Raw genomic sequence first — 23,410 nt, forward strand, 5'->3', positions numbered from 1 at the left:
GTATTAACCCTCGATTCGATTATTTGACGAATTCCCTTTTCAGATGCGGAGGCGCTTGCGTTCTGCCCATTCGTTCTATCGTAAAGTCAGCCTTGACGATGACGGGAACTGTAGGATACAGGTCGATCCATTGATTTTTGATTTGTTTCCAGACATAGGGGTGCTCGATATGAACTTCCCTGCCGAAATCGAAGATGTCCGCTTGATATTTTTTTTGCGCGCGGTCGACCAAACTCTCGACCATTTTTTGAAGCTCATCCGTAAATTTCTTTTTGACAAGGTTTAAGTTTTCGGCTTTCGTCAAATTCAGGTTCGTATCGTTCTCCCATACTCTTCCTTTAACCTTTAAGCTTACCGATATTTCAGGCGTTCCATTCTTAATCGTCGTGCGTATTTTTTTGTCAACCCCCAATATACTAATGCCTACTGTGCCCTTGAATGATTTTTCCTTTGGTACGATCTGCGTTGACATTTTCATCCTTTCGTATTGCCCTCTGAACAGGAGGTATGCTTTCAGTTCGTTCCTCGACAGGAACCCGGCCAATTTGTTCTCTCTATATACCGCAATCCTATCAATCGAGAAGATTTCATCGTCCGTACCTTTGTTGATGATCCGAATGCCCGCGGTAACCGGCGATGATCCGTCCGAGGATAAAGCGCTCAGAAAATCATCGATTTTGACGTTTAAATTGACTTCGCCGTACATGACCTTGTTGATTCCGATAGCCGGTATTTGTTCCAGATCATAGGGCATTTTCATGATTTCTTTGGCTTCGCATCCATAGGTGGTCACGATAAAGGCATTGGCACGCGCGTCGGGCGTACGCAATAAGTTATCCAACACTTGATCGACGCCTTGCCTCGCGTATTTCTCGCCGATCACAATCACCCCCCGGTGGCCTAGAAAGACTCGCCGGGACAACTGCTTCTGCATCTTATGCTGAACGTCCATACCGTCCTTCCCTATAGTCGAAACGACCAGAACGGGTTTTTTGTCTTTCCCTCCGCTCTGCATGGAGCCGGTAGTTCCCGTTGGGAGGGCGATTTGGAGCGAAACATCGAGCTGGCCGTCATCCGTGATGTCTATGCCGCTGCCCATCACTAAAGCGATATCGTCCATCTCGATGCGATCCCAGCAGCCCGTCAATAAGCCGAAGCCGGCGAGTAGGGCCGAGTATTTGCACAACTTCCGGATCATTTGTTTTCCAACTCCCGTTTCTGTTGAAGGTATTGCTGCCGCTTCTTCATCGACGACCATGGGACTCTCACCAATACGTCTTTGAGTCCGGAAAAATTGACCGGCGCCAGCGGCGACAAATAAAGAACGCCGAAGGACCGCAAATTAACCAAATGGATCAAAATGGCAAGCAAAACGGCGCTGAGGCCGTACAGGCCGAAAGTGCCGGCGAGCAAGATCATCGGAAAGCGCAGGATGCTGACCGCTTGGCTCATCCCCGGGTGGGGGATCAGGAAAGAGGCGATTCCCGTCAAAGAAACGATGATCACGATCGGGGCGGAGATGATCCCTGCCTGGACCGCGGCTTGTCCGATAACGAGAGCGCCGACGATGCTGATCGTCTGGCCCACCGGACGGGGAAGCCGGACTCCCGCCTCGCGCAGCGCTTCGAACGTAACCTCCATGATCAGCGTTTCCAGCATCGCCGGAAACGGAACCACTTCCCGTGCTGCGGCGAGGCTCAAAGCAAGGCTGGTGGGGAGCATTTCATTGTGAAAGGTCGTAATCGCAACATAAATGGAGGGTAGGCACAGCGCGAGAAAGGCAAACAAATACCTTAGCCATCGCAGCATCGTTGCGAAAATAAAGTTCATATAATAATCTTCGACCGTTTGAAACCCGTACCATAAAGTGATTGGCGCGATTAGCACCATCGGGGTACCGTCCGAGAGGATCGCCACCTTGCCTTCGATCAGGGAAGCCGACACCGAATCGGGACGCTGGGTCGATTGAATGACCGGAAACGGCGAATAGGGATGTTCGCTGATCAACTCTTCAATGTAGCCTGATTCCAGTATGCTATCCATTTCAATTGCCGCCAGACGTTTCTTGATCTCGTCGATGACGGTTTGCGGGGCCCTATTCTCGATGTAGGCTATCGCGATATCGGTTTGGGAGACTGAACCGATACTCATCTTTTCCATCTTTAGCTGCGGGGTTCGGATTCGATGGCGAATCAAGGCCATATTGATATCGAGTTTCTCGATAAACCCTAGCCGGGGACCGCGAATCACCGCCTCCATATTCGGTTCCTGCAGCTCGCGATGCATAGGGTCCGGTATGTTAAGAGTAATCGCCTGCTTGCAGGATTGAACGAATAAGAGGGTTTCTCCCTTGACGATATGCTGTGCGGCATCGTTCATTTTATCGATGATGTTCGCTTTAACGATCGGAACCAACTTGGATTGCAATCGTTCAATAATTTGGGCGGGAGAATCGAATTGCACCGTTTCCTGCGCCATTAGAGGGATCAAAAAACCGTCGTTCAGGCGATTGATATCGACCAATACTTCGAGAAATACCAGCATGCAAGGGATCGAATCGAACACATGGAATTTGCGAACCATAAGATCGGAGCAGCTTGTAAAGGTTTTCCTTAATGCGGCTTCATTGTCATCCAGACTGTCGAACAGCTCCGATTCGTTGGTGCTTTTAAGCTCTTCCAGTTTTTTTTCGAGTTGCTCCGGCATCGTTCTTTTTCTTCTCATTCGGGATCACCTTGTTAGATCGGCTCATATTGGCAATGTATGGATGGGTAGGGTTGTCCAAGGTAATGTACCCTGTCCGCTCCGAATTATTCAGCATTTGGATACAAATAACAGGCCAACCCGAATCGGGTTGGCCTTTCATCGGGGCGATATGTTTTGAAATAAATGGATATGATATCTGCTTGGAGTGCAAGATGAATGTAGATCGAAGGTTGCCGAAGAATGAACGGGCAACGAGGGAGGAGTTATGAAAGGCGTTTTTTGGAAGGCTGTCGCGTTTGCGCTCATTCTCGCTTTGTCGGGGTTGATCCTTTATTTTTCCATTTCGACGCCATCGGGTTAACAAAAATATTTTTCGGCGATCTTTTCCGATGTGCGAGTCGCGAGCGCCTGCGTCGTAAGGGTCGGATTCGGTCCTCCGATGCCGTTGAAGTGCACGCTGTTATCGGCTATGAACAAGCGTTTGACTTGATAAGCTTCGCAATTCGTATCCACGACGAATCCCATCCGCATCGTACTCTCAAGATGGAGCATAAAGCTAAACGGCGTATCCGAGCGGATGATTTTTTTGGCTCCGGATTTCTGCATCGTTTCGCAAGCGAGCCTGGCCAATTGATCGCGCCTTTGCAGCGTTTTTTTGCTGGGGGTATAATGGACGACCGGAATCGGCCCGTTCTCGTCTTTCAGCAGCGGATCGACCTCCACCCTGTTGTGGTAAAGCGTTTCGTCGTCGGTGAGGAGCAGATAACTCATTGTTCGGGTGTAGTTCAGCATCAGTTCTTGCAGAGCCGGACCGACCACCCGGCCGCGAATGTCCCACGGCGCACCCGGCTCGGGAGGGTTAAGGGCGTCGTAACCCGCCTCGCTGAAGCCGTAAGTCAAATAGGACATCAACCCGGGACTCAGGCAAGACACTTGAAAGATCCCGGTCCCCGGAATATCGACTCTGGCACCGGAAGTATGACCCATATATGGGTAAACGGATGGCATGCCCATAATGCTCATCAGATCCTTCTCGTCATATACGCCCGCGACCCAGTCGAAACAATGATTGGTCAGTCCTCTTCCTACCCACGCGTTGTGAGGCAGCCCGGAATTCAACCAAAGGCGAGGGGATTCGATGCAGCCGGCGGCCATGACGACGGATTTGGCCGTCAGCTCGCCGATTTCTCCCGTCCACGTATCCCGAAATTGCACGCCGGTCGCGGAAAGCCCATCTTTCGAATCCTGCGCCGTTAATATTTTGATCGCGAAGGAATTGGGCCGGATCGCGACGTTACCTGTCTTGAGAGCGAGGGGAATATAGCTGACCAGAGTGCTCCTTTTGGCAATTGTGTCTACCGTAGGGCCGGTCGTGCATCCGTTGACGCAGTGACCCCTCAGGGTGCAGCCGACCATGTTGGATAACTGTTCCATCGAATAGTTGGGGTCCATCAGATGTTCGTTGGCTCGCAGAATCGCGTTCGGATTCGGGCGGTAACCCGGCGTCGTGACATTTAACGTCGGAATGAGCTGATACCCGGCTTTTTTGGCGCCGTAGTAGAACAATTCTTCCTTCGGCGTCGTCGGCGAGAACTGAACGGGCAATGTGGCTTCGGCTTTCTCGTAATAAGGAATCAGCTCTTGGTAACTGATGGGCCATATTCCGTCAACCGCGCTAGGAAAAGCGCGCGGCGACTGCGTCCAGTAATGCTGCGTCGTTCCCCCGACTCCGGACAGCTGCCAGATATCGCCCTTCTGCTTCATGACCCGATGCCAAGGCGTGCGGCGACGGTCCGAGGGCCCGAATCGGAAGGCACCCGACACTCCGTCGTTCATGTTGTTCTCGTACGAATTGTAGATCCTTTTGTATATCCCCACGTCCAGATCGTCGTAGCTGGAGCTCCATTCTCCGCCTCTCTCGCTGTTCGGATTTTGCCATTTCTTGTTCCCGTACCATGGCCCGGCTTCCAGCACCAATACTTTTAATCCCGCTTCTCCGAGCTCCTTGGCCGCGACCGCGCCGCCGCCTCCGGAACCGATCACGATCACGTCGGCATCATACAATGGTGGATACGCCTCCTTCGCGTACGATTGTGAGCGGAAAACCTAGAAGGGCCCGATAACCGAGAGATACGCCCGGATAACCGACCTGCCTCCAACTGATCGGGAAATACTCCAGCCTTCGTCTGGTCGGGGTCATAAGCCGGGTCGTCCCGTAAGCCGACCACTCCGAGAAAGTGCCGAACATCGTCTGCCGGTTTAAGAAATCCACCATGAATTTGACGAGCCCAAGGTCGTATTGATACGGAGGGGGCAAGGCGCCGGGATCGACGTTCGACGACTCCAGCAAGGCCAAGGTCCGGATTCGATCCGACGGCGACAGGGCGGCGAAAGGAATAGCTCCCGGGGCGGTGTTGTAGGGCGCGAATTGCGCCTGCCCAGAGGCGATGAGTTGAACCGCGCCGGCATTGAGGAGCATGGCGGTAGGAGCGGCTAACGGGATGACGCTCGGATACACGCCGACGACGAGCGTCAGGCTATGATCCAATTCCCAAATCATGTACTCGTGAACATGAAGTTCGACTGCGCCGACGGTCGGGATCATCCCCGTTTTCGTAGGTACGGCCGTACTCGGAACGATAGCGTCGACCAGGGCGCGAAAGGTCGCGTCCGTATAAGGATCGGTAGATGCGGCATAGGCGACGGCAGGCTGCATTTGATCTCAACCCCTTCTCGAAAGCCTCGTTAATCAACCTATTTAAGAATGTATTCTCGATTGATGGCGATATGAGCAATGAATTCAGACTGAGCTCTATAACTACGGATGATGCGTTTACAAGCCAACCTATCGACGGTAGCCTAGACGGAGTAGCGCACGCGAATCATACGTGACCGGGAGCACGAGTCGGAGTTCTTCGTGCAACAGGCGATGCGGAAGCTCGTCAAATGAACGAAAGAAAGGCTGTCCCGGGAGTGTCGCGTAAGCGCGAACCCTAGGCAGCCTTTCTTTATGTAGCCGCGGTGGCGACGGCATATTTGACGGGCAACCTGACGCGGATCGAGATGCCCTTAAGTTCGTCGGACTCGATGTCCATCGTCCCGTTGTAATATTGCACGCGTTCGCTCACGATCGCAAGTCCCAGGCCGGAGTGGCCGTTTTTTTTGGTCGTGTAGCCCGGGCGGAGAATCATGATTTTGTCCTGTTCGGACAACGTCCGGCCGGAATTGCTGACGACGATCTCCAGCTCGCCGGTCGACGAACGGATCGCTAAGCCGACCTGGCGTCGTTCCGGCTCGAGCGTCTCGCTCTCGTCGAAAGCGTTGTCCACGAGATTGCCGATGATCTTGACGATATCGACGGATTTAATCGCGTCGTCGATGTCTACGGAAGCCGGGATGTCGCACGAGAAGCGAATGCCTTTGGCGATGGCCTGCTCGCTCTTGGCCAGGATGAACGCGGCGAGCGCCGGAGAGGAAGTCGGCGGAACGAAGTCGCTGAACGCGCGCGATTCCGAGACGAGATCGTCCATATAGCTTCTGAGCTGCGATATTTTGTTCAGCTTCAGCAGCGATGACATCACTTGCACATGGTTCAAGAAATCGTGCCGCTGTCCCCGGATCGAAGCCAGCATTTTGCCGAGCTCCTCCACGTAGACGTCCTGCGTCCGGCGAACGGCGTCTTGCCGGACGCGGACGATCAGCCTGAGCGAATAGATCAAAGCGGCGAACGACATAAGGGCGAGCAAGTAGATGAGCGTCCGGAAGGCATAGTCCGAATAGACGTGCTCGCGTTCGAAGGCGGGAACCAGCATCGTGCCGAGCAGGATGAACTGAAAAGCGGTCAGCCAAAGCAGCTCCGTCATTTTCGATTGTTTAAGATCAAGCAAATATTGATATAATTGATTGAAAAATACGAAGTTCCGTTTCTCGACGTAGACCGATAAACCATAGAGCAGCAAGCCTACGGGCCAGAATACCGATAAGGGCCGGACGAGATGGTTTTCCATCATGCTTTGTTGGCTGACGACGTCGTAGAACAAGCTAATCATCAATCCGCCAAGCATTTCGACTAAGATGATCGCTATCGTGAAAGTGAAGTACAGAATCGCGATTTTTTTCAACCCGTACGGACGGAACATCATGTACAGAACCGCGAAAGACAGCAAGAACGAGGTCGCGATATGCACGTCCGCCGGGACGCGGAGCAGATCCAGGTCGATCAGCAAGGAATTGACGAGGCCGAACAGAAAAAGCTTCGGAAAATGGTTTTTCGGCTGCAGGCCCCAGATCGCGAACGCGAGGCGAAGGTGGATATAAGCTTGCGGAATGGATAAGAGCACGACGATCTGGAAGTATAGGGCAAGCTCGTGCGGCGTAAAAGTCATGGCGATCGCCTCGAATCCATGGGTATTTTGTCATAAAAAGCTATTCCTACTTTACTGTTTTTTGCGGGTCGATGGAATACTCGCGAACGCGATTTGCTTTAAAATTAACTAAAGTCCATTCGGAAAGCGGGAACGATCATGCCGGGAAACGATATTCCGACGAACGAACCGACGAAGCACGAGCAATTGCTTCAATATATACGGGAGCTTCCGATCGGCACGAAGGTGCCGGTGCGCCAGATGGCGAAGGAACGCGGCGTGTCGGACGGGACGGCCTACAGGGCGCTCAAGGAAGCCGAACAGCTCGGGCTCGTCAGCACCAAAGAGAGGATCGGCACGGTACGGGTCGACAAGAAACGCCGCAGCAATCCGGAGCAATTGACGTTCGCGGAGGTGCTGGAAATCGTTCAAGGGCGTCTGCTCGGCGGGCAGGAAGGGCTGGAGAAGACGCTTCATAAATTCGTGATCGGTGCGATGGAGCTCGGCGAGATGATGGCCTATATCGACGCCGGCAGCCTTCTTATCGTAGGCAACCGGGAGAACGCGCACCGCGTCGCCTTGGAGCAAGGCGCGGGCGTGCTCATCACGGGCGGATTCGGAACGAGCGACGAGGTCAGGGAGCTGGCGAACGAGCGCAGGCTGCCGATTCTCACTTGCCGGCACGACACGTTCACCGTCGCTTCGATGATCAACCGCGCCATGTACGACCAGTTGATCAAGCGGAAAATCATGATGATCGCGGATTTGCTCGATCCGGGTTCCGGCGCGCGCTCCCATGCTCTGAGGCAGTCGTCGCAGGTGGCGGATTTCCAGAGGTTAAGCAAAGAGACGGGGAACGGACGTTTTCCCGTCACGGACGAGTGGAATCGGGTCGTCGGGATGATTACGTCCAAGGACGTGATCGGCTCCCCGCCGGGACAAGCGCTCGACAAGCTCATGACGCGAAGGCCGATGACCGTGACGTTGAGCACGCCGGTCGCCTCCGCGGCCCACCGGATGGTGTCGGAAGGCATCGAGCTGTTGCCCGTCGTCGACAGGCAAAGGAAGCTCGTCGGCACGATCAGCCGGGGCGAGGTGCTTCGCGCGATGCAATTCGCGAACAGGCCGGCTCATCTGGGAGAGACGTTCGACGCGCTCATGTGGGGCGGGTTCGAGGAGCGGCGCGACGCGGATAACCGGCCGTCCTACACCGGGCTGGCGACGCCGCAAATGTCCGGTCCGCTCGGCACGATCTCGGAAGGCGTGCTGACGACGCTCATGCAGCAGGCGGCGAGCAGGGCCGTGGAAGACTTGCGCAAGAGCGAGCATGTGCTGGACAACATGACGACTTATTTCCTGCGCACCGTACCGGTAGACGCGAGCCTATCGATCGTGCCGCATATCATCGAAGCGAGCAGAAGGTACGTGAAGGTGGAAGTGGAGGCATTGCACGAGGGAGAAGCGGTCGCGAAGGCGATGCTGACCGCGCAAACGATCGACCCGGCTTGAGGCCGGGTCGATCGTTTATTTTTATCGGGGCAGTCGTGAGAAGTGGGAGTGATTGCGCATGCCGGCGAACAGGTTAAACAGGCCGAGCAGCATGAACACGGAGCCGACGACGACGCGAACGGACGAGCCGGTGAACATGAACATTTGGATGACCGCGATGAAAATGAGCATGAGTCCGATGCTGATGTTCATGCGCGAAGCGTACAATCCGCTGTCGCGACGATTGCCGGAACGACGGGAGCGGAAGCTGTAAAAGGCGGACGAGCAGCAGGTAACGACGATCAAGATGCCGACGACCCATTGCAAAGCGGAATTCATGGAAACGAGCAACTCCTTCTCGGGCGGACGAATTGTCCATCATGCGGACGATTATACCACAATCGGAGTCGGTTCGCCCTACGTATGGGGCACTTCCTCGGCGGAAGCCCACACCTGCAGCACCCCGTCGACGAGCAGCATCGTGCGGATGACGACTTTGTAGTCTTTGCCGCCGACGTCGGCGAACACTTTGTTGCCGAGCAGCTTGCGGGCGAATTCGGCGTGCGTGTTGATCTTGTAGATGCTGAGCCCGACGAAAATCTCGAGATCGCGCTTCAGCTTTTTTTTCAGCTCGGTCTGCGTCAAGATGTCGATGTTCCCCGTCTCGCGGTCGCTTTGCTCCAAGATCGTCACGATTTGCCTGACGACGTTCTCCTTGCGCGTTTCCTTGGCCAGCTTCATATCGTTCTTCAGCGTCTCCAACTGATCGCGGATCTCGTAATTTTCCTTGTACACCTGCTCGACGATATCCAGCTTCAACGCGTTAAAGACGGCGGCGCCGACGATCGCCCCGCAGACGAAGAAGGCGGTCGCCTGCATGAATCGGCGGAATTTCGAAAAGGAAGGCACTCTCACCGTCCGTCACCCCCCGCTGCGGCACATCCACAGGACGAGCTCCGTCCCCATGTGCGCGCCCAGGAAAGCGAACATAATGTAGCCGACCTGGTGCATCGCGGGAGTCAGGTAACCTTCCGTCACGTTGGACTCGATGACGCGGATCGGATCGATCGTGCCGCCGACCGCGGCGACGATCGCCCAGATTTTCAGGTTTTCGGCCACCTGCACCATTTTTACCTTGGGCGGAGTCATCAAGAGAACCGAGCCGATCCCGGCCAGCAATGCCGCCCCGACGACGACGCCGAACGCGATGAAGAAGCTGAAAGCCGCTTTCGTCATGAACCCGTCCATGCGAATCCCCCTCCGACGGTTGTCCTCTCTAAGATATGTATGGGACTCTCCCGCTTCCTTATGATACAATTGCAAGAAGAGGAACATATGTTTTCGTAAGGCCTTCGGGGAAATGGATGGAGGGATAACGATGTGCGATTTCGTTCATCTGCACGTTCATAGCGAATACAGCTTGCTGGACGGGGCCGCCCGCATCAAGGAGATGACGGCGAAGGCGGCCGAGCTCGGCATGAAGTCGCTCGCATTGACCGATCACGGCGTCATGTACGGGGCGATCCCGTTCTATAAAGCTTGCGTCGAGCACGGCATCAAGCCGATCATCGGCATGGAAGCCTACGTGGCTTCCGGCTCGAGGCACGAGAGGCAATCGCGCAAGGAGCAGCCGATCTATCATCTGACGCTGCTGGCGCGCAACGAGACCGGCTATCGCAATCTGATGAAGCTCTCGTCGATCGGCCATCTGGAAGGCTTCTATTACCGGCCGCGAATCGATTTCGAGGCGTTAACGGAGCATGCGGAAGGACTCGTTTGCCTAAGCGGATGCATGAGCAGCGAGCTGAGCCGCAAGCTGATGGACGACGATTACGAGGCGGCGAAGGCAACGGCGGTCCGTTATCGCGAGTTGTTCGGCGAGCACTACTATCTCGAGCTTCAAGACCACGGCATTCTCGAGCAGAAAAAAGTATCCGCGGGCGTGCTGAAGCTGTCGGAGGAGCTCGGCATTCCGCTCGTCGCGACGAACGATTCGCACTATGTTCGCGAAGAGGACGCTTCGTTGCAGGACGTCCTGCTGTGCATCGGCACGGGCAAGACGATCGACGATCCGGACCGGTTCAAGATCGCGACGAGCGCGCTGTTCCTGAAGAGCGGCGAAGAGATGGCCGGCCTGTTCCGCCACGTGCCGGACGCGATCACCAACACGCTCAAGATCGCGGACAGCTGCAAGCTGGAGCTCGAGTTCGGCCGGCATATCCTGCCGGCGTTCTCCCCGCTTCCGGAAGGACGCACGGCCGGCCTGTATTTGCGGGAGCTGTGCGGGCAAGGCTTGCTTTCCCGGTACGGGGCTTTGGCGGAATGGAAGGACGACGACTTCCGCGTGAAGGCGGAGGAACGTCTGGCTTACGAGCTTCGCGTGATCGGAGAGATGGGCTTCGACGATTACTTCCTGATCGTCTGGGATTTCATCCGGTTCGCGCACGAGAACGGCATTATGACCGGACCCGGGCGGGGATCGTCCGCCGGCAGCCTCGTGGCGTATTCGCTACGCATCACGGACGTCGACCCGATCAAGCATAAGTTGCTATTCGAGCGATTCTTGAATCCCGAGCGCGTGACGATGCCCGATATCGACATCGACTTCAGCGACGAGAGACGCGAGGAAGTGATCCGATACGTCGTCGATAAATACGGGTCCGAGCACGTCGCGCAGATCATCACGTTCGGCACGCTGGCCGCGCGCGCGGCGGTGCGGGACGTCGGACGCGTGCTGAACTTGCCGTACGGAGACGTAGACAGGGTCGCCAAGCTTATCCCGCCGATGCCGGGCATGTCGATCGAACGGGCGATGAAGGAAAGCCCGGAGTTCAAGACGATCGCGGACGGCGACTCGGCGAGCGCCGGATTGATCGCGATGGCGCGCCGCGTCGAGGGCATGCCGCGGCATGCGTCCACGCACGCGGCGGGCGTCGTCATCTCCTCGGACCCGCTGACCGATTACGTTCCGCTGCAAGAAGGCACGGACGGCGTTCCGCTGACGCAATATTCGATGGAGAACCTGGAAGCGGTCGGCTTGCTCAAGATGGACTTCCTCGGCTTGCGTACGCTGTCCATCATCGAGCGATCGCTCGCCTCGATCAAGGAGCAGACCGGACGCGACCTGCGCTGGGAGGACGTCAGCTACGAGGACGGGCCGACGTACGAACTGCTCGGCCGCGGAGACACGACCGGCATCTTCCAATTGGAGTCGACGGGCGTCAGGCGCGTGCTCAAGGAGATGAAGCCGAGTTCGTTCGAGGATATCGTATCGGTGCTCGCGCTGTACCGTCCGGGACCGATGGAATTCATTCCTCAATTCATTCGCGCGAAGCACGGACTGGTCGAGGTTGAATATCCGCATCGCAACCTGGAGCAGATTCTGGGAGATACTTACGGCATCATCGTCTATCAGGAGCAGATCATGCAGATCGCCTCGACGATGGCGGGCTTCTCGCTCGGCGAAGCCGACTTGCTGCGGCGCGCGGTGAGCAAGAAGAAGCGCGAGGTGCTGGACGAGCAACGGGCCGCCTTCGTCAGGGGCAGCTTAAAGCTTGGCTACGACGATCAAGTCGCGAATAACGTGTACGACTTGATCGTTCGGTTCGCGGACTACGGATTCCCCCGAGCCCATGCCGCGGCCTATGCGGTGCTCGCGTTCCAGACGGCCTATCTGAAGGCGCATTACCCGACCGCTTTCATGGCTTCCATGCTGACTTCTGTCGTCGGCAACCAGCGGAAGACGGCGGAATACGTGGACGAATGCCGGCGGATCGGCATCCAAGTGCTGAAGCCGGACGTGAACGAAAGCGGCGTATTGTTCACGCCGACGGCGCGGTCGGCCGATGGCGCGGGCACCGTCGGGGCAATCCGCTTCGGGCTGGCCGGGGTGAAGAACGTCGGCACGCAGGCGATCGAAAGCATCCTGCGCGAGCGCAAGGACGGACCCTTCGAAAGCTTGAGCGATTTCTGCAGGCGGATCGATCCGCGGACGTGCAACAAGCGCGTCATCGAATCGCTCGTGCAGGCGGGCGCGCTCGAAGCGTTGCCGGGCCATCGCTCGCAGCAGCTGGCCGCGCTCGAGCCGACGCTCTTCGCCGCCGCGGCTTGGCGCAAGGAGCGGGAGGAGCTGCAGATCGAGCTGTTCGGCTTGGAGGAGGCTCCGAATTGGGACGTCGAGCTTCCCGCGGTTCCCCCGTACGACCGGACGCAGATGCTGGAGCTCGAGCGCGAGCTGCTCGGCCTTTACTTGTCCGGCCACCCGTTGGACGCCTACGACGAAGAGTTCGAGACCCTTAAGCTGGATCGGCTCGTCGACATCGCGGAAGCGTCCGACGGTGCGACCGTCTTCACCTCGGGGATGATCGTCTCGCTCAAGCCGTTCGTTACGAAGAAGGGCCAAGCGATGGCATTCCTCGAAATCGAGGACCGGATCATGGCGACCGAGCTGGTCGCCTTCCCGACGACGTGGGCCAAGGCGGCTAACGTCGCCAAGAAAGGCTCTCTCGTATTCGTCAGGGCCAAAGTCCAGCAGGGAGACGAAGATTATAAGCTGTTGGCGGACGATATTCTGCCGTTGGAATCGCCGGACTTGAAGATGCAGGTCGAGCGGTTGCGCAGGATCGGGCAGGGCTCGCGTTACGGCGGAGGAGGGTATGCGAACCGTCAAGGCAACGCTTCGTCCCCGCAGACTCGCGGCGGGACGTCCGCCGCGCCGGCGCCCAAAGGACGTCCGGCTCCGGCAAGCCAAGCACCGGCGAGTTCCTCGGCGCGGCCGCGGCGCGTCTATATCCGGATCGACGAACCGCACGAGCTGCCCGCGACGCTGATCCGGCTGAAGCTGCTGCTCAAGGCTCATCCGGGCGAGCTGCCGACTGTGCTGCGCTACGAGCGCGAACGCCGAACGGTCGCGCTGAGCGAGGAATTCAAGGTGAGCCCGACGCCGGAGCTGATCCAAGAGATGGAGAAGCTGCTCGGCACGGGTAGCATCGTCGCCAAGTAACAAGGAAAAGCTCGTTAAACCGAAAGTTCGGCAGTCGCCGAAGAACGGATTAACGAGCAAAGAGACGAACGAATACTCCTGACGATGGGACGTGAACGAGATGGCCTTTATCCAATGTCAATTTTATTCGGAAGCGTTGCAAATCCAAGCTACCATGAACGTGATCCTTCCGCAGCCCGCGACCGGTCCTCTCCCGACGCTGACGCTGCTTCACGGCTTGTCCGACGACCAATCGGCATGGAGCCGGAACACGTCGATCGAGCGTTACGCGACGGCCCGCGGCTTGGCGGTCGTCATGCCGGCGGTCAATCGAAGCTTCTACGCCGACATGAAATCGGGGGCCGCCTGCTGGACGTTCGTGAGCGAGGAACTGCCGAGAATCGCGAGATCGTTCTTTCCGTTGTCCGCGGAACGTAAGCATAACTTCGTTGCCGGACTGTCTATGGGCGGCTATGGCGCGTTCAAGCTCGGACTCTCCCATCCGGAACGTTACGCGGCCGCCGTCAGCTTGTCTGGAGCGATGGACGTCCAACGCCTCGTCGAAGAGGAGTTCGGCGGCGATATCCGGCTCGCGCTAGGGCAGCCGGACGACGTCGCGGGGTCCGGCAACGATTTGTTCGCGCTGGCCGAGCGGGTCGTCGCCAAGAGGCCTATCCCGATGCTCTATCAGCGATGCGGCACGGAAGATTTCTTGTACGCGGACAACGTCCGCTTCCGGGACCGTTGCCTGGATCTCGGATTGCCGCTCAACTACGGGGAAGGGCCCGGGGATCATAATTGGGCGTATTGGGATGCCCGGATCGCGGAAGCGATCGAATGGTTGCCGATGGAGTAAGGGGCGGCTCGCGGTAATATTGCTGGAAATGAGAGGCGGCTCGCGCGACGAGTCGCCTTTTTCTCGCGTATGCTCGCCTCGGCGGGTTCCAAGCGATCGGCGGATCGCTCCGCAACGTTGTTCGGTTGCTAGTCTCGGGACATCTGTGCTATGATTTCTTTATCTTTTCTTTATATGAATCGCCGCAACGAATGAAGGATCTTGACATTGGGGGTACCGCATCATGTGGACGGTCATCTACATCGCGCCGACCGCTAAGATCGCCGAACGGATACAAAAGCGTCTTACCGACGAAGGCTTTCTCGTACAAGTTCGCCCCATCAACCTAACGAAACCGCAGTACGAAATATTAGTCCCATCCGGCGAAGTACGGGAAGTGCAAGAGGTATTAGGCAGCATTCTGCACCTGTAATCCAGTTCGATACCTACAGCTTGACGGTCGCCATTTAACGCTAGTGAGAGGTGTCGCTGTGTTCAAGGATTTATTCCAGAAGAAGAAATACGCCGTCGTTCCTTCGGAACGGACGAAAAGGGATATTCCCGAAGGGCTCATGAACCGCTGCCCGAAATGCGGAACGATCCAGTTCAGCAAGGAACTGGAGAAGAACCTGAAGATTTGTTCTTCCTGTGGACACCATTTCCGCTTGAACGCCTGGGAGCGCATCGCGATGACGCTCGACGACGGGCGTCTTTTTGAGATCGACGAGAACTTGATTTCCGAAGATCCGCTCGAATTCCCGGGATACGCTTCCAAGCTGGAACAGCAGAAGGCGAACTCCGGGCTGAAGGACGCGATCGTGACCGGAGAAGGCGAGATCGGCGGGTTCCCCGTCGTCATCGGCGTCATGAGCTTCGATTTCTTCAGCGGCAGCATGGGATCCGTCGTCGGCGAGAAAGTCGCCCGCGCGATCGAGCTGGCCACCGAGAAGAAGGTGCCGTTCGTCTGCTTCTCGACTTCCGGCGGCGCGCGGATGCAGGAAAGCATATTGAGCTTGATGCAAATGGCCAAGACGAGCGCTGCGCTGGCGAAATTCGACCAGCAAGGCGGCTTGTTCATTTCCGTGTTCACGGATCCGACGCTCGGCGGCGTATCCGCCAGCTTCGCGAGCCTAGGCGATTACAATTTGGCCGAGCCCGGCGCGATCGTCGGCTTCGCCGGACGCATCGTCATCGAACAGACGATCCGCCAGAAGCTTCCCGACAATTTCCAGACGGCCGAGTTTAACTTGAAGCACGGACAATTGGATAAAGTCGTTCACCGCAAGGATATGAAAGCGATGCTCACGAAGCTGCTCGACATGCACGCAGGGAAAGGAGAGCCGGCAGATGTCCAGTGATCTTCCCTTTGAGAAGCCGCTCGCCGAACTCCGCAAGAAGATCGACGAACTGAAGCATTTCGGCGCCGAGAAGCAGATCGATTTCTCCGATGAAATCGGCCGTCTCGAGGAACGCTATAAACAGTTGGAAGCCGAGGTCTACGGCAACATGAACGCGGCCCAGATCATGCATATGGCTCGCCATCATCAACGCCCGACGTCCCTGGAATACATAAATCTCGTATTCACGGATTTCATCGAACTGCACGGGGACCGCGTCTTCGCGGACGACCTGGCGATCGTCGGAGGACTGGCGAAGCTGAACGGCGTCCCGGTTACCGTCGTCGGCCACCAGCGCGGCAAAGATACGAAGGACAACATCCTGCGTTTCTTCGGCAGCCCCCATCCGGAAGGCTTCCGGAAGGCGCTCCGTTTCATGAGGCAAGCGAACAAATTCGGCCGTCCGATCATTACGTTCATCGACACGAAGGGAGCTTATCCCGGAGATACCGCCGAGGAACGCAACCAATCGGAAGCGATCGCGCGCAATCTGTTCGAGATGGCGCAATTCGGCGTGCCGGTCATTTGCCTCGTCATCGGGGAAGGCGGCAGCGGAGGCGCTCTCGCGCTCGGCGTGGGCAATCGCGTCCTGATGCTCGAGAACGCGATCTACTCCGTCATTTCGCCGAACGGGGCCGCTTCCATCTTGTGGAAGGATGCCTCCAAGGCGGACCAAGCGGCGGAAGCGATGAAAATCACGGCCAAAGATCTGCTGCAATTCGGCGTGATCGAAGATATCGTTCCCGAACCGCAAGGCGGCGCCCATCGCGACAAAGCGAAGCAGGCCGAAGCGATCAGGGAAGCTTTATGGCGCCATTTGCAGGAATTGATGCGGATGACGCCGGACCAACTGAGGGAAGACCGGTACGCGAAATTCCGCAAAGTCGGACGTTTCGGTACCGCCGGGCTCGAATAGCCCAATATAAACGCGACCATGGATAGGTAAACGGAGGAAAAAGAAATCATGCGTAAAACGAAAATCGTCTGTACGATCGGCCCTTCCAGCGAATCGCTCGAGAACACGAAAAAGCTGATCGCGGCAGGCATGAACGTCGCCCGCCTCAACTTCTCCCACGGAGATTTCGAAGAGCACGGCAACCGGATCAGAACGATCCGCCAAGCTTGCAAAGAGTTGAACAAAACGGTAGCGATCCTGCTCGACACGAAAGGCCCCGAGATCCGCCTCGGCAAGCTGAAGGAAGAGCCGCTCGAGCTCGTTCAAGGCGAGTACCTCACGCTGACGACGGAAGAAATTCTCGGCGACATCAACCGCGTTCCGATCACGTACAAGGAATTGCCGGGCGACGTTCACGTCGGCTCGACGATTTTGATCGACGACGGCTTGATCGGCATGACGGTCGTGGACATCCAAGGTACGGAGATCAAGTGCCAGATCGTCAACAGCGGCCAAATCAAAAGCAAAAAAGGCGTTAACGTACCGGGAGTCGCGATTTCGATGCCCGGCCTGACGGAAAAGGACATCGGGGACATCAAGTTCGGCATCGAGATCGGCGTCGACTTCATCGCCGCTTCGTTCGTCCGCCGCGCCAGCGACGTACTCGAAATCCGCGAGTTGCTCGAACGCCATGACGCTCGGCATATCCATATCATCTCGAAAATCGAAAACCAACAAGGCGTGGACAACCTGGACGAAATCCTGGAAGTGTCCGACGGCTTGATGGTCGCGCGCGGAGATCTCGGCGTCGAGATCCCGGCCGAGGAAGTGCCGCTCGTTCAGAAGCTCATGATCGAGAAGTGCAACCGCGCCGGCAAGCCGGTCATCACGGCGACTCAAATGCTCGACTCCATGCAACGCAACCCGCGTCCGACGCGCGCGGAAGCTTCCGACGTCGCGAACGCGATCTTCGACGGCACGGACGCGATCATGCTGTCCGGCGAGACGGCTGCCGGCAAATACCCGGTAGAGTCGGTCGAGACGATGTCCCGCATCGCGGTTCGAGCGGAATCCGCGTTGCACTACCGAGAAATCTTCACGAAGCAAGCGAACGCGCAGCAGACGTCCGTTACCGAGGCGATCAGCCAAGCGGTCGCGAATGCCGCGCTCGATCTCGACGCGAAAGCGATCGTGACGTCCACGGAGAGCGGCTATACGGCCCGCATGATTTCCAAGTACAAACCGAAATCCCAGATCATCGCCGTTACGCCGGTAGAGCAAGTGCTTCGCCGCTTGCAACTCGTATGGGGCGTTAACCCGGTGAAAGGCGTTTCCGCGACGACGACGGACGAAATGTTCGAGATCGCCGTGAAAGGCGCCCTCGAAACCGGCTACGTTCGCCTCGGCGACACGATCATCATTACGGCCGGCGTTCCCGTCGGACGTTCCGGCACGACGAACCTGATCAAAATTCACAACGTCGGCGAACTGATCGCCAAAGGCCAAGGCATCGGCTCCCAAAGCGCGACCGGCAAAGTCGTCATCGCGAGCAATCCGGAAGAAGCCGTTCGCAAAATGGTTCCGGGAGCGATTCTCGTCGCGCCTTCCACGGACAAGGAATATATGCCGGCGTTCGAGAAGGCCGCCGCGGTCATCACCGAATGCGGAGGCATTACTTGCCATGCCGCCGTCGTCGGATTGAACTTGGGCATCCCGGTCATCGTCGGCGTCGATAACGTCGTTTCCTTGCTTCAAGACGGCATGGAAGTGACGATCTACGCGGAACACGGCGTGATCTATTCCGGCCAAGCGAAGGTTATGTAACCGACTTTCACAACGTCTATCGAATTCCCCGTAGCCACGCTGCGGGGGATTTTTATATCGGCGTCGGTTTCCGTGCGAGCCGGCCGCGCCAAGGAGGAGTGGAGCTTGGGCAAATGGTTTTTGCATCCGCTGCGGGTCAGATACGAAGAAACCGATCGGATGGGCGTCGTCTACCACGCCAATTATTTGACCTGGTTCGAAATCGGAAGAACCGAATGGGTCAGACGCGCCGGCATCAGCTATCGGGAGATGGAAGCAAGGGGACTGCTACTCCCGGTGACGGACGTGGAAGCCTCGTTCAAGCAGCCGGCTGCTTACGACGATTGGATTACCGTCTACACGCGGGTGGCCGAGATGAAAGGCGCGCGCGTCCGGTTCGAATCCCGGGTCGTCGCGGGCGATCAGACGGAGACGCACGGGCAATGCTACGAGGGCGAAGAACCTCCGGGCACGATTCTCGTGAAAGGCGGTACCCGCCACGTCTGGGTGAACGAGAACTGGAAGCCCGTTCGTCTGTCGCGGGAAGCTCCGGATTGGCATGCGGGGCTCGTTCGATTGTCCGGGTTGATAAAGGGGGAAGATGACGGATGCAGGTAAAAAGAAAATGGATGGCGCCTATCGTGATCGCCGTCGTACTGGAGTTATGGGGAATCTATATGGTCGGCCGCTGGATCGGAGGCTGGGCGACGTTCGTATTGGTGCTGTTGGCCGCGTTCCTCGGAACCCGGTTGATCCGCTCGGAAGGCAAGCGCGTCCTGGCGCAGGCGCAAAGGCAGATGCAGGCGGGGGAGCCGCCGGGTCATACGCTGCTCGACGGGCTGTGCGTGCTTGCCGGCGGCATTCTGTTGATCGTGCCCGGCTTCTTGTCGGATATCGTCGGCCTGACGATGATCATTCCCGCGACGCGGCCGCTTTACCGGCTGTTCTTGTACCGCTGGCTGGAGCGGTTATACCGGGGCGGGCGGCTTACTTTTCGCGGTGGACCTTACGGATCTTGACGGTTCGGGCGATAAGCATCGTATGGCTTGTTCGTTTTAACCTTTCGTTTACCTCGCGTTAACGTCTCGTTTACAATCGACTGACATAATGATAGAGATGGGAGGGAATGAACGTGACTAGCGCCAAAAAGTACATCAATCGCGATTTAAGCTGGCTGGAGTTCAATCGCCGCGTGCTGGAGGAGGCCGTCGATCCGGGAACCCCTCTGCTCGAACGGTTTCAGTTTTTGTCGATCGTCCAGAGTAACTTGGACGAGTTCATGAGCGTTCGCGTCGCCGGCCTGCAAGCGCAAAGCCGGGCGGGTTACACGAAGACGGATTTTACGGGATATACGCCGCAAGGATTGATCAAGCGGCTCATGAAACGAACGACAAGCATGGTCAGGGAGCAATATCGGACTTATCGCGAGCTGCTGCGGTTGCTCGCGAAGGAAGGCGTGTCTCTGACTTCGTTCCGGGAGCTTCACGACGAACAGAAGGAAGCGCTGACCGCTTATTTCAAGGAAATCGTCTATCCGGTACTGACGCCGATGGCCGTCGATCAGAGCCGTCCTTTTCCGTTATTGCACAGCAAGGAGCTGTATTTGGCCGTCGTTCTGAAGCAAGAGGAACAGCGGGAGCCGGAGGAAGAGGAGTCGGTGTGCGCGATCGTGCAAGTGCCGTCGATCCTGTCGCGCGCCGTTCCGGTCCCGGGACGCAAGAACAGCCGCAAGTTAAGCTATTTGCTGCTCGAAGACCTGATTAAAGAACATATCGACTTGTTGTTCAGCGGTTTCCGTACGGAGTCCGCCCATGCTTTCCGCGTAACGCGCAATTCGGACCTGACGCCGAACGAGGAAGGCGCGGAAGACTTGCTTCAGGAGATCGAGAAGGAGCTTCGCCGGCGCAGAAGAGGGCTGCCGGTCAGGCTGGAAATCGAGAAAGGGATGCACGGGGACGCGCTCGAGCTCTTGCGCGACGAACTCGAGATGGAGGTCGAGACGTTCGACGAGATCGACGGGCCGCTCGATCTAGGGTTCCTATCCAAATTCGCCGGTTCCCTGCCGAATTACGAGCATCTACGTTATCCGAAGCAGGAGCCCGTCTATCCGGACGAATTCGAAGAAACGGACGACATACTTTCGGTTCTAAGGGAAAAAGACGTGCTCGTCTACCATCCGTACGAATCCTTCGAAGTCGTCAACGACTTCATCCTCGAAGCGGCGGACGATCCCGAAGTGCTGGCGATCAAGATGACGCTGTACCGGGTGAGCGTCAACTCGGTGCTCGTGCAGGCGCTCGCGCGGGCCGCCGAATCGGGCAAGCAAGTGACCGTCGTCGTCGAGATCAAGGCGAGGTTCGACGAGGCGCGCAACATCGCATGGGCCAGGCAGCTCGAGAAAGCCGGCTGCCACGTCGTGTACGGCTTGGTCGGCTTGAAGACGCACGCCAAGATTACCCTCGTCGTTCGCCGCGAGGCGGATACGCTGAGAAGGTACGTGCACGTCGGCACCGGTAATTATAACGAGAATACGGCCAGACTCTATACGGACGCCGGCCTGTTCACGAGCCATCCGGACATCGGAGCGGACGCGACGGCCTTGTTCAACGAGATGACCGGCTATTCCGCGCCGCGGCTCTGGTCCGCGTTCGCGGTCGCTCCGGTAAGCTTGAAGCCGCGATTGTTCGAAGTGATCGACGCGGAGATCGGACACGCGAAGACGGGCAAGCCGGCGCGCATTATCGCCAAGATGAATTCGCTGTCGAACCAGTCGATAATCGATAAACTATACGAAGCTTCCCAGGCGGGCGTCAAGATCGAGCTGATCGTCAGGGGCGTATGTTGCTTGCGGCCCGGGGTGCAAGGTTTGAGCGAGAACATCCGGGTCATCAGCATCGTGGATCGCTATTTGGAACACGCGAGAATTCTCGCGGTCGCCGGTGGCGGAGACGAGATGGTGTACATATCCAGCGCGGACTGGATGACGAGGAACTTGAGCCGCAGGGTCGAATTGATGTGTCCCGTGTACGACGCGGGCATTCGGCTGATGCTCATGAACTTGCTTCAACTGAATTTGCGGGATAACCAGAAGGCGAGAGAGCTGTCTTCCGCGGGGACGTACGCGAAGGTGGCGAGCGCCGACGAGCCGCTGCGCAGCCAATTCCTGGCGGGAGACATCCCGCTGTGGAAATCGGTCGGCGCAGCGCAGACGACGCGAAGATAAACATAGAGAAGGGCGCTAGGGGGATTATCTGACCCGGACTTGAAGTTCGGGGGAGATCCCCCAATTTTTTTTGATTTCTTTGGCCATGCCGTCCACCTCCGTCTTCTCGACGGGAAGGGAGTGAGCCGCGTTCGCCAGCAGGCGGAGCTTGTTGCCCTTGACCGCCAGTTCCAGCGACGTGATGGCTTGCGACTCGCTCCGGTCGAGTGCGGCCGCCAACTGAAGCAGGGAGCCGAGCTTGGCGATCGTCTGGAAATCTCCGCCCCGAACGATGGAGCGGTAAGGCGCAAGCTTGCGCCGGAGCGTGTTCGCTCCGCGGTAAGAGGCGATGGCGGCGGTCATGAGCATTTCCCGGTGGGAAAGACCGTTCCAATGGGTATGAAGCAGCATGTAGAACGTATGGTCCGCGCAATCGTTGAAGTCGATGACCGCGCCGATCTTGAATAGCCTCGAAGCGGCGTCCAACAGCGTACGGGACGACTCGGGCATCGAAGTTCTGGCGGACAGTTGGTCGAATAAGGCAAGCGCCAGCATGCGCACTTGCTGAAGATGCTCGACGGGAGCGGCGGGATATAACGCGGTCAGATTGCGAATGCTCTCTTCCAACGCGTAATTGTCCGCTTGCGGCTCGTTGCCGGGCAAGCAAGTCTCGAAGAACAACCCGTCCCGCAAGCCGGCGCCGCAAGCGACGATCCGGGAAGACTGCGTCTGTTGAACGACGGCGAGAAGAATGGCCATCCCGGGAACGATGACGTCCCCGCGGTCCTTGGACAATCCGGGCAGCTTGCGCCTTTGGTTCACGGGAACGTTGGCCAGCCTGCCGAGCGTCGAGGCCAATGCGGACTTGTCCAGCTCATAGCCGTGCAAATACGGAAACGGGTAATTGGATTGGCGCTGATGAAGCTTGGCAAGGGCGCGGACGGTGCCGCCGAGACCGATCAACGGCAAGCCGTGATGCCGGGAAATCCACTTCTCGCTGGCGAAGAGGCGCATGGCTTCGGCTTGAATCTCGGTCAAGATGGCCGGCGATACGGGAGACGAGCCGAGTCCGAATCGGCCGGACACGTTCACGCAGCCGATCGGGAACGAGACGGCGGATACGACTTTGCGGTTGCGGACGAGGGTGATTTCCGTACTGCCTCCCCCGATATCGACGACGAAAGCGTCGCGGACGCTCAGGCTGCTCAGCATCGCCTTGCTTCCGATGCGGGCCTCGTCTTCCCCGGATAATATTTCGACGGACAGACCGGCGTGCCGGCGAAGCCTCTCGATGACCGATTCGCGGTTGCCGGCCTGGCGGATCGCCGCCGTCGCGACGGCCCGTATCCGGCTGGCGCCGTGCTTCTGGCAGATGCGGCGGAAGTGCCGCAACACTTCGCAAAGCTCTTCGACGGCCGAATCCGGAAGCGTTCCGTCGGCTTCCATTCGCTGGCTCAGGCGCGCGGGCCAACGGCCTTGATCGACGACGCGGTACGCGCCGTTGTCGTTGATATGATAGACGGACAGGCGGACGGTATTCGAACCGATGTCGATAATGCCGGTGACTTGATTGACGGGATGTTGCACGAGTTCGACCTCCAGCCGAGCGGAATCCGGTTTTTCTTCGCTCCATTGTATCACATACGCCGGAATGGAATAAATATACGGTTTCGGCGCATCACTAATAGAGTTATGGAGGGGCGAAGGCGCCTGGATCAAGAACGTTTCGTTATGAAACC

The 23,410-nt window shown here is 57.5% G+C and carries 19 protein-coding genes; 10 read left to right on the forward strand and 9 right to left on the reverse strand.

Annotation, left to right across the window (positions count from 1 at the left end; translation table 11 throughout):
* Positions 1-19: 19 nt before the first annotated feature.
* The 5 genes from ACFPPD_RS09075 to ACFPPD_RS09095 all read right to left on the reverse strand — a co-directional run bounded on the left by ACFPPD_RS09075 (position 20) and on the right by ACFPPD_RS09095 (position 7,091).
* Positions 20-1,198 carry a Ger(x)C family spore germination protein gene (locus ACFPPD_RS09075; RefSeq protein WP_209749596.1) on the reverse strand — a complete coding sequence of 393 codons (1,179 nt, stop codon included), beginning with the start codon at positions 1,196-1,198 and terminating at the stop codon, positions 20-22.
* Positions 1,195-2,724, reverse strand: coding sequence for a spore germination protein (locus ACFPPD_RS09080; RefSeq protein WP_209749595.1), 1,530 nt, complete (start codon positions 2,722-2,724; stop codon positions 1,195-1,197). Before ACFPPD_RS09080 ends, ACFPPD_RS09075 begins: the two co-directional genes overlap by 4 nt.
* Positions 2,725-3,063: 339 nt before the next feature.
* On the reverse strand, positions 3,064-4,770 hold the full coding sequence (locus ACFPPD_RS09085; RefSeq protein ID WP_209749594.1) for a GMC family oxidoreductase N-terminal domain-containing protein: 1,707 nt from the start codon (positions 4,768-4,770) through the stop codon (positions 3,064-3,066).
* Entirely contained in the window at positions 4,763-5,422 is a 660-nt protein-coding gene (locus tag ACFPPD_RS09090) for a hypothetical protein (RefSeq protein WP_209749593.1), read from the reverse strand. Before ACFPPD_RS09090 ends, ACFPPD_RS09085 begins: the two co-directional genes overlap by 8 nt.
* Positions 5,423-5,714: 292 nt before the next feature.
* The gene (locus tag ACFPPD_RS09095) at positions 5,715-7,091 is read right to left on the reverse strand and encodes a sensor histidine kinase (RefSeq protein WP_209749592.1); all 1,377 of its coding nucleotides are present in this window, start codon (positions 7,089-7,091) and stop codon (positions 5,715-5,717) included.
* 138 nt (positions 7,092-7,229) lie between these two features.
* Here ACFPPD_RS09095 and ACFPPD_RS09100 point away from each other — a divergent pair, with 138 nt between their 5' ends.
* On the forward strand, positions 7,230-8,579 hold the full coding sequence (locus ACFPPD_RS09100; RefSeq protein WP_209749591.1) for a DRTGG domain-containing protein: 1,350 nt from the start codon (positions 7,230-7,232) through the stop codon (positions 8,577-8,579).
* A 21-nt stretch (positions 8,580-8,600) separates the two neighbouring features.
* Here ACFPPD_RS09100 and ACFPPD_RS09105 read toward each other — a convergent pair whose 3' ends face one another.
* From ACFPPD_RS09105 to ACFPPD_RS09115, 3 genes are all read right to left on the reverse strand, one after another.
* Entirely contained in the window at positions 8,601-8,897 is a 297-nt protein-coding gene (locus ACFPPD_RS09105; protein ID WP_209749590.1) for a YtpI family protein, read from the reverse strand.
* Between the two features lie 78 nt (positions 8,898-8,975).
* A complete protein-coding gene (locus tag ACFPPD_RS09110) occupies positions 8,976-9,473 on the reverse strand; it encodes a hypothetical protein (protein ID WP_378081941.1) in 498 nt (165 codons plus the stop codon).
* Positions 9,474-9,479: 6 nt separating this feature from the next.
* Positions 9,480-9,806 (reverse strand): YtrH family sporulation protein, encoded by a 327-nt coding sequence (locus ACFPPD_RS09115; protein WP_209749589.1) that lies wholly within the window; start codon positions 9,804-9,806, stop codon positions 9,480-9,482.
* A gap of 130 nt (positions 9,807-9,936) precedes the next feature.
* Here ACFPPD_RS09115 and ACFPPD_RS09120 point away from each other — a divergent pair, with 130 nt between their 5' ends.
* The 9 genes from ACFPPD_RS09120 to ppk1 all read left to right on the forward strand — a co-directional run bounded on the left by ACFPPD_RS09120 (position 9,937) and on the right by ppk1 (position 21,692).
* Positions 9,937-13,560 (forward strand): DNA polymerase III subunit alpha, encoded by a 3,624-nt coding sequence (locus ACFPPD_RS09120; protein WP_209749588.1) that lies wholly within the window; start codon positions 9,937-9,939, stop codon positions 13,558-13,560.
* Between the two features lie 100 nt (positions 13,561-13,660).
* Entirely contained in the window at positions 13,661-14,395 is a 735-nt protein-coding gene (locus ACFPPD_RS09125; RefSeq protein WP_209749587.1) for an alpha/beta hydrolase, read from the forward strand.
* Positions 14,396-14,618: 223 nt separating this feature from the next.
* The gene (locus tag ACFPPD_RS09130; protein WP_135151778.1) at positions 14,619-14,807 is read left to right on the forward strand and encodes a glutamate decarboxylase; all 189 of its coding nucleotides are present in this window, start codon (positions 14,619-14,621) and stop codon (positions 14,805-14,807) included.
* Positions 14,808-14,865: 58 nt separating this feature from the next.
* Positions 14,866-15,732: an acetyl-CoA carboxylase, carboxyltransferase subunit beta gene (gene accD, locus ACFPPD_RS09135; protein ID WP_209749586.1), complete on the forward strand. Its 867-nt coding sequence runs from the start codon at positions 14,866-14,868 to the stop codon at positions 15,730-15,732.
* Positions 15,722-16,687 (forward strand): acetyl-CoA carboxylase carboxyltransferase subunit alpha, encoded by a 966-nt coding sequence (locus ACFPPD_RS09140; protein ID WP_209749585.1) that lies wholly within the window; start codon positions 15,722-15,724, stop codon positions 16,685-16,687. Before accD ends, ACFPPD_RS09140 begins: the two co-directional genes overlap by 11 nt.
* A 48-nt stretch (positions 16,688-16,735) precedes the next feature.
* The gene (pyk, locus tag ACFPPD_RS09145) at positions 16,736-18,490 is read left to right on the forward strand and encodes a pyruvate kinase (RefSeq protein WP_209749584.1); all 1,755 of its coding nucleotides are present in this window, start codon (positions 16,736-16,738) and stop codon (positions 18,488-18,490) included.
* A 105-nt stretch (positions 18,491-18,595) separates the two neighbouring features.
* The gene (locus ACFPPD_RS09150) at positions 18,596-19,087 is read left to right on the forward strand and encodes an acyl-CoA thioesterase (RefSeq protein WP_209749583.1); all 492 of its coding nucleotides are present in this window, start codon (positions 18,596-18,598) and stop codon (positions 19,085-19,087) included.
* Positions 19,078-19,488, forward strand: coding sequence for an FxsA family protein (locus tag ACFPPD_RS09155; protein ID WP_378081946.1), 411 nt, complete (start codon positions 19,078-19,080; stop codon positions 19,486-19,488). Before ACFPPD_RS09150 ends, ACFPPD_RS09155 begins: the two co-directional genes overlap by 10 nt.
* A 107-nt stretch (positions 19,489-19,595) precedes the next feature.
* Positions 19,596-21,692: a polyphosphate kinase 1 gene (gene ppk1, locus ACFPPD_RS09160; protein WP_209749582.1), complete on the forward strand. Its 2,097-nt coding sequence runs from the start codon at positions 19,596-19,598 to the stop codon at positions 21,690-21,692.
* 24 nt (positions 21,693-21,716) lie between these two features.
* Here the strand turns inward: ppk1 and ACFPPD_RS09165 are convergent, their stop codons facing one another.
* Positions 21,717-23,258 carry a Ppx/GppA phosphatase family protein gene (locus ACFPPD_RS09165; RefSeq protein ID WP_209749581.1) on the reverse strand — a complete coding sequence of 514 codons (1,542 nt, stop codon included), beginning with the start codon at positions 23,256-23,258 and terminating at the stop codon, positions 21,717-21,719.
* Positions 23,259-23,410 lie beyond the last annotated feature (152 nt).

Source organism: Cohnella suwonensis, from assembly GCF_042655365.1.
Lineage (GTDB): Bacteria > Bacillota > Bacilli > Paenibacillales > Paenibacillaceae > Cohnella > Cohnella suwonensis.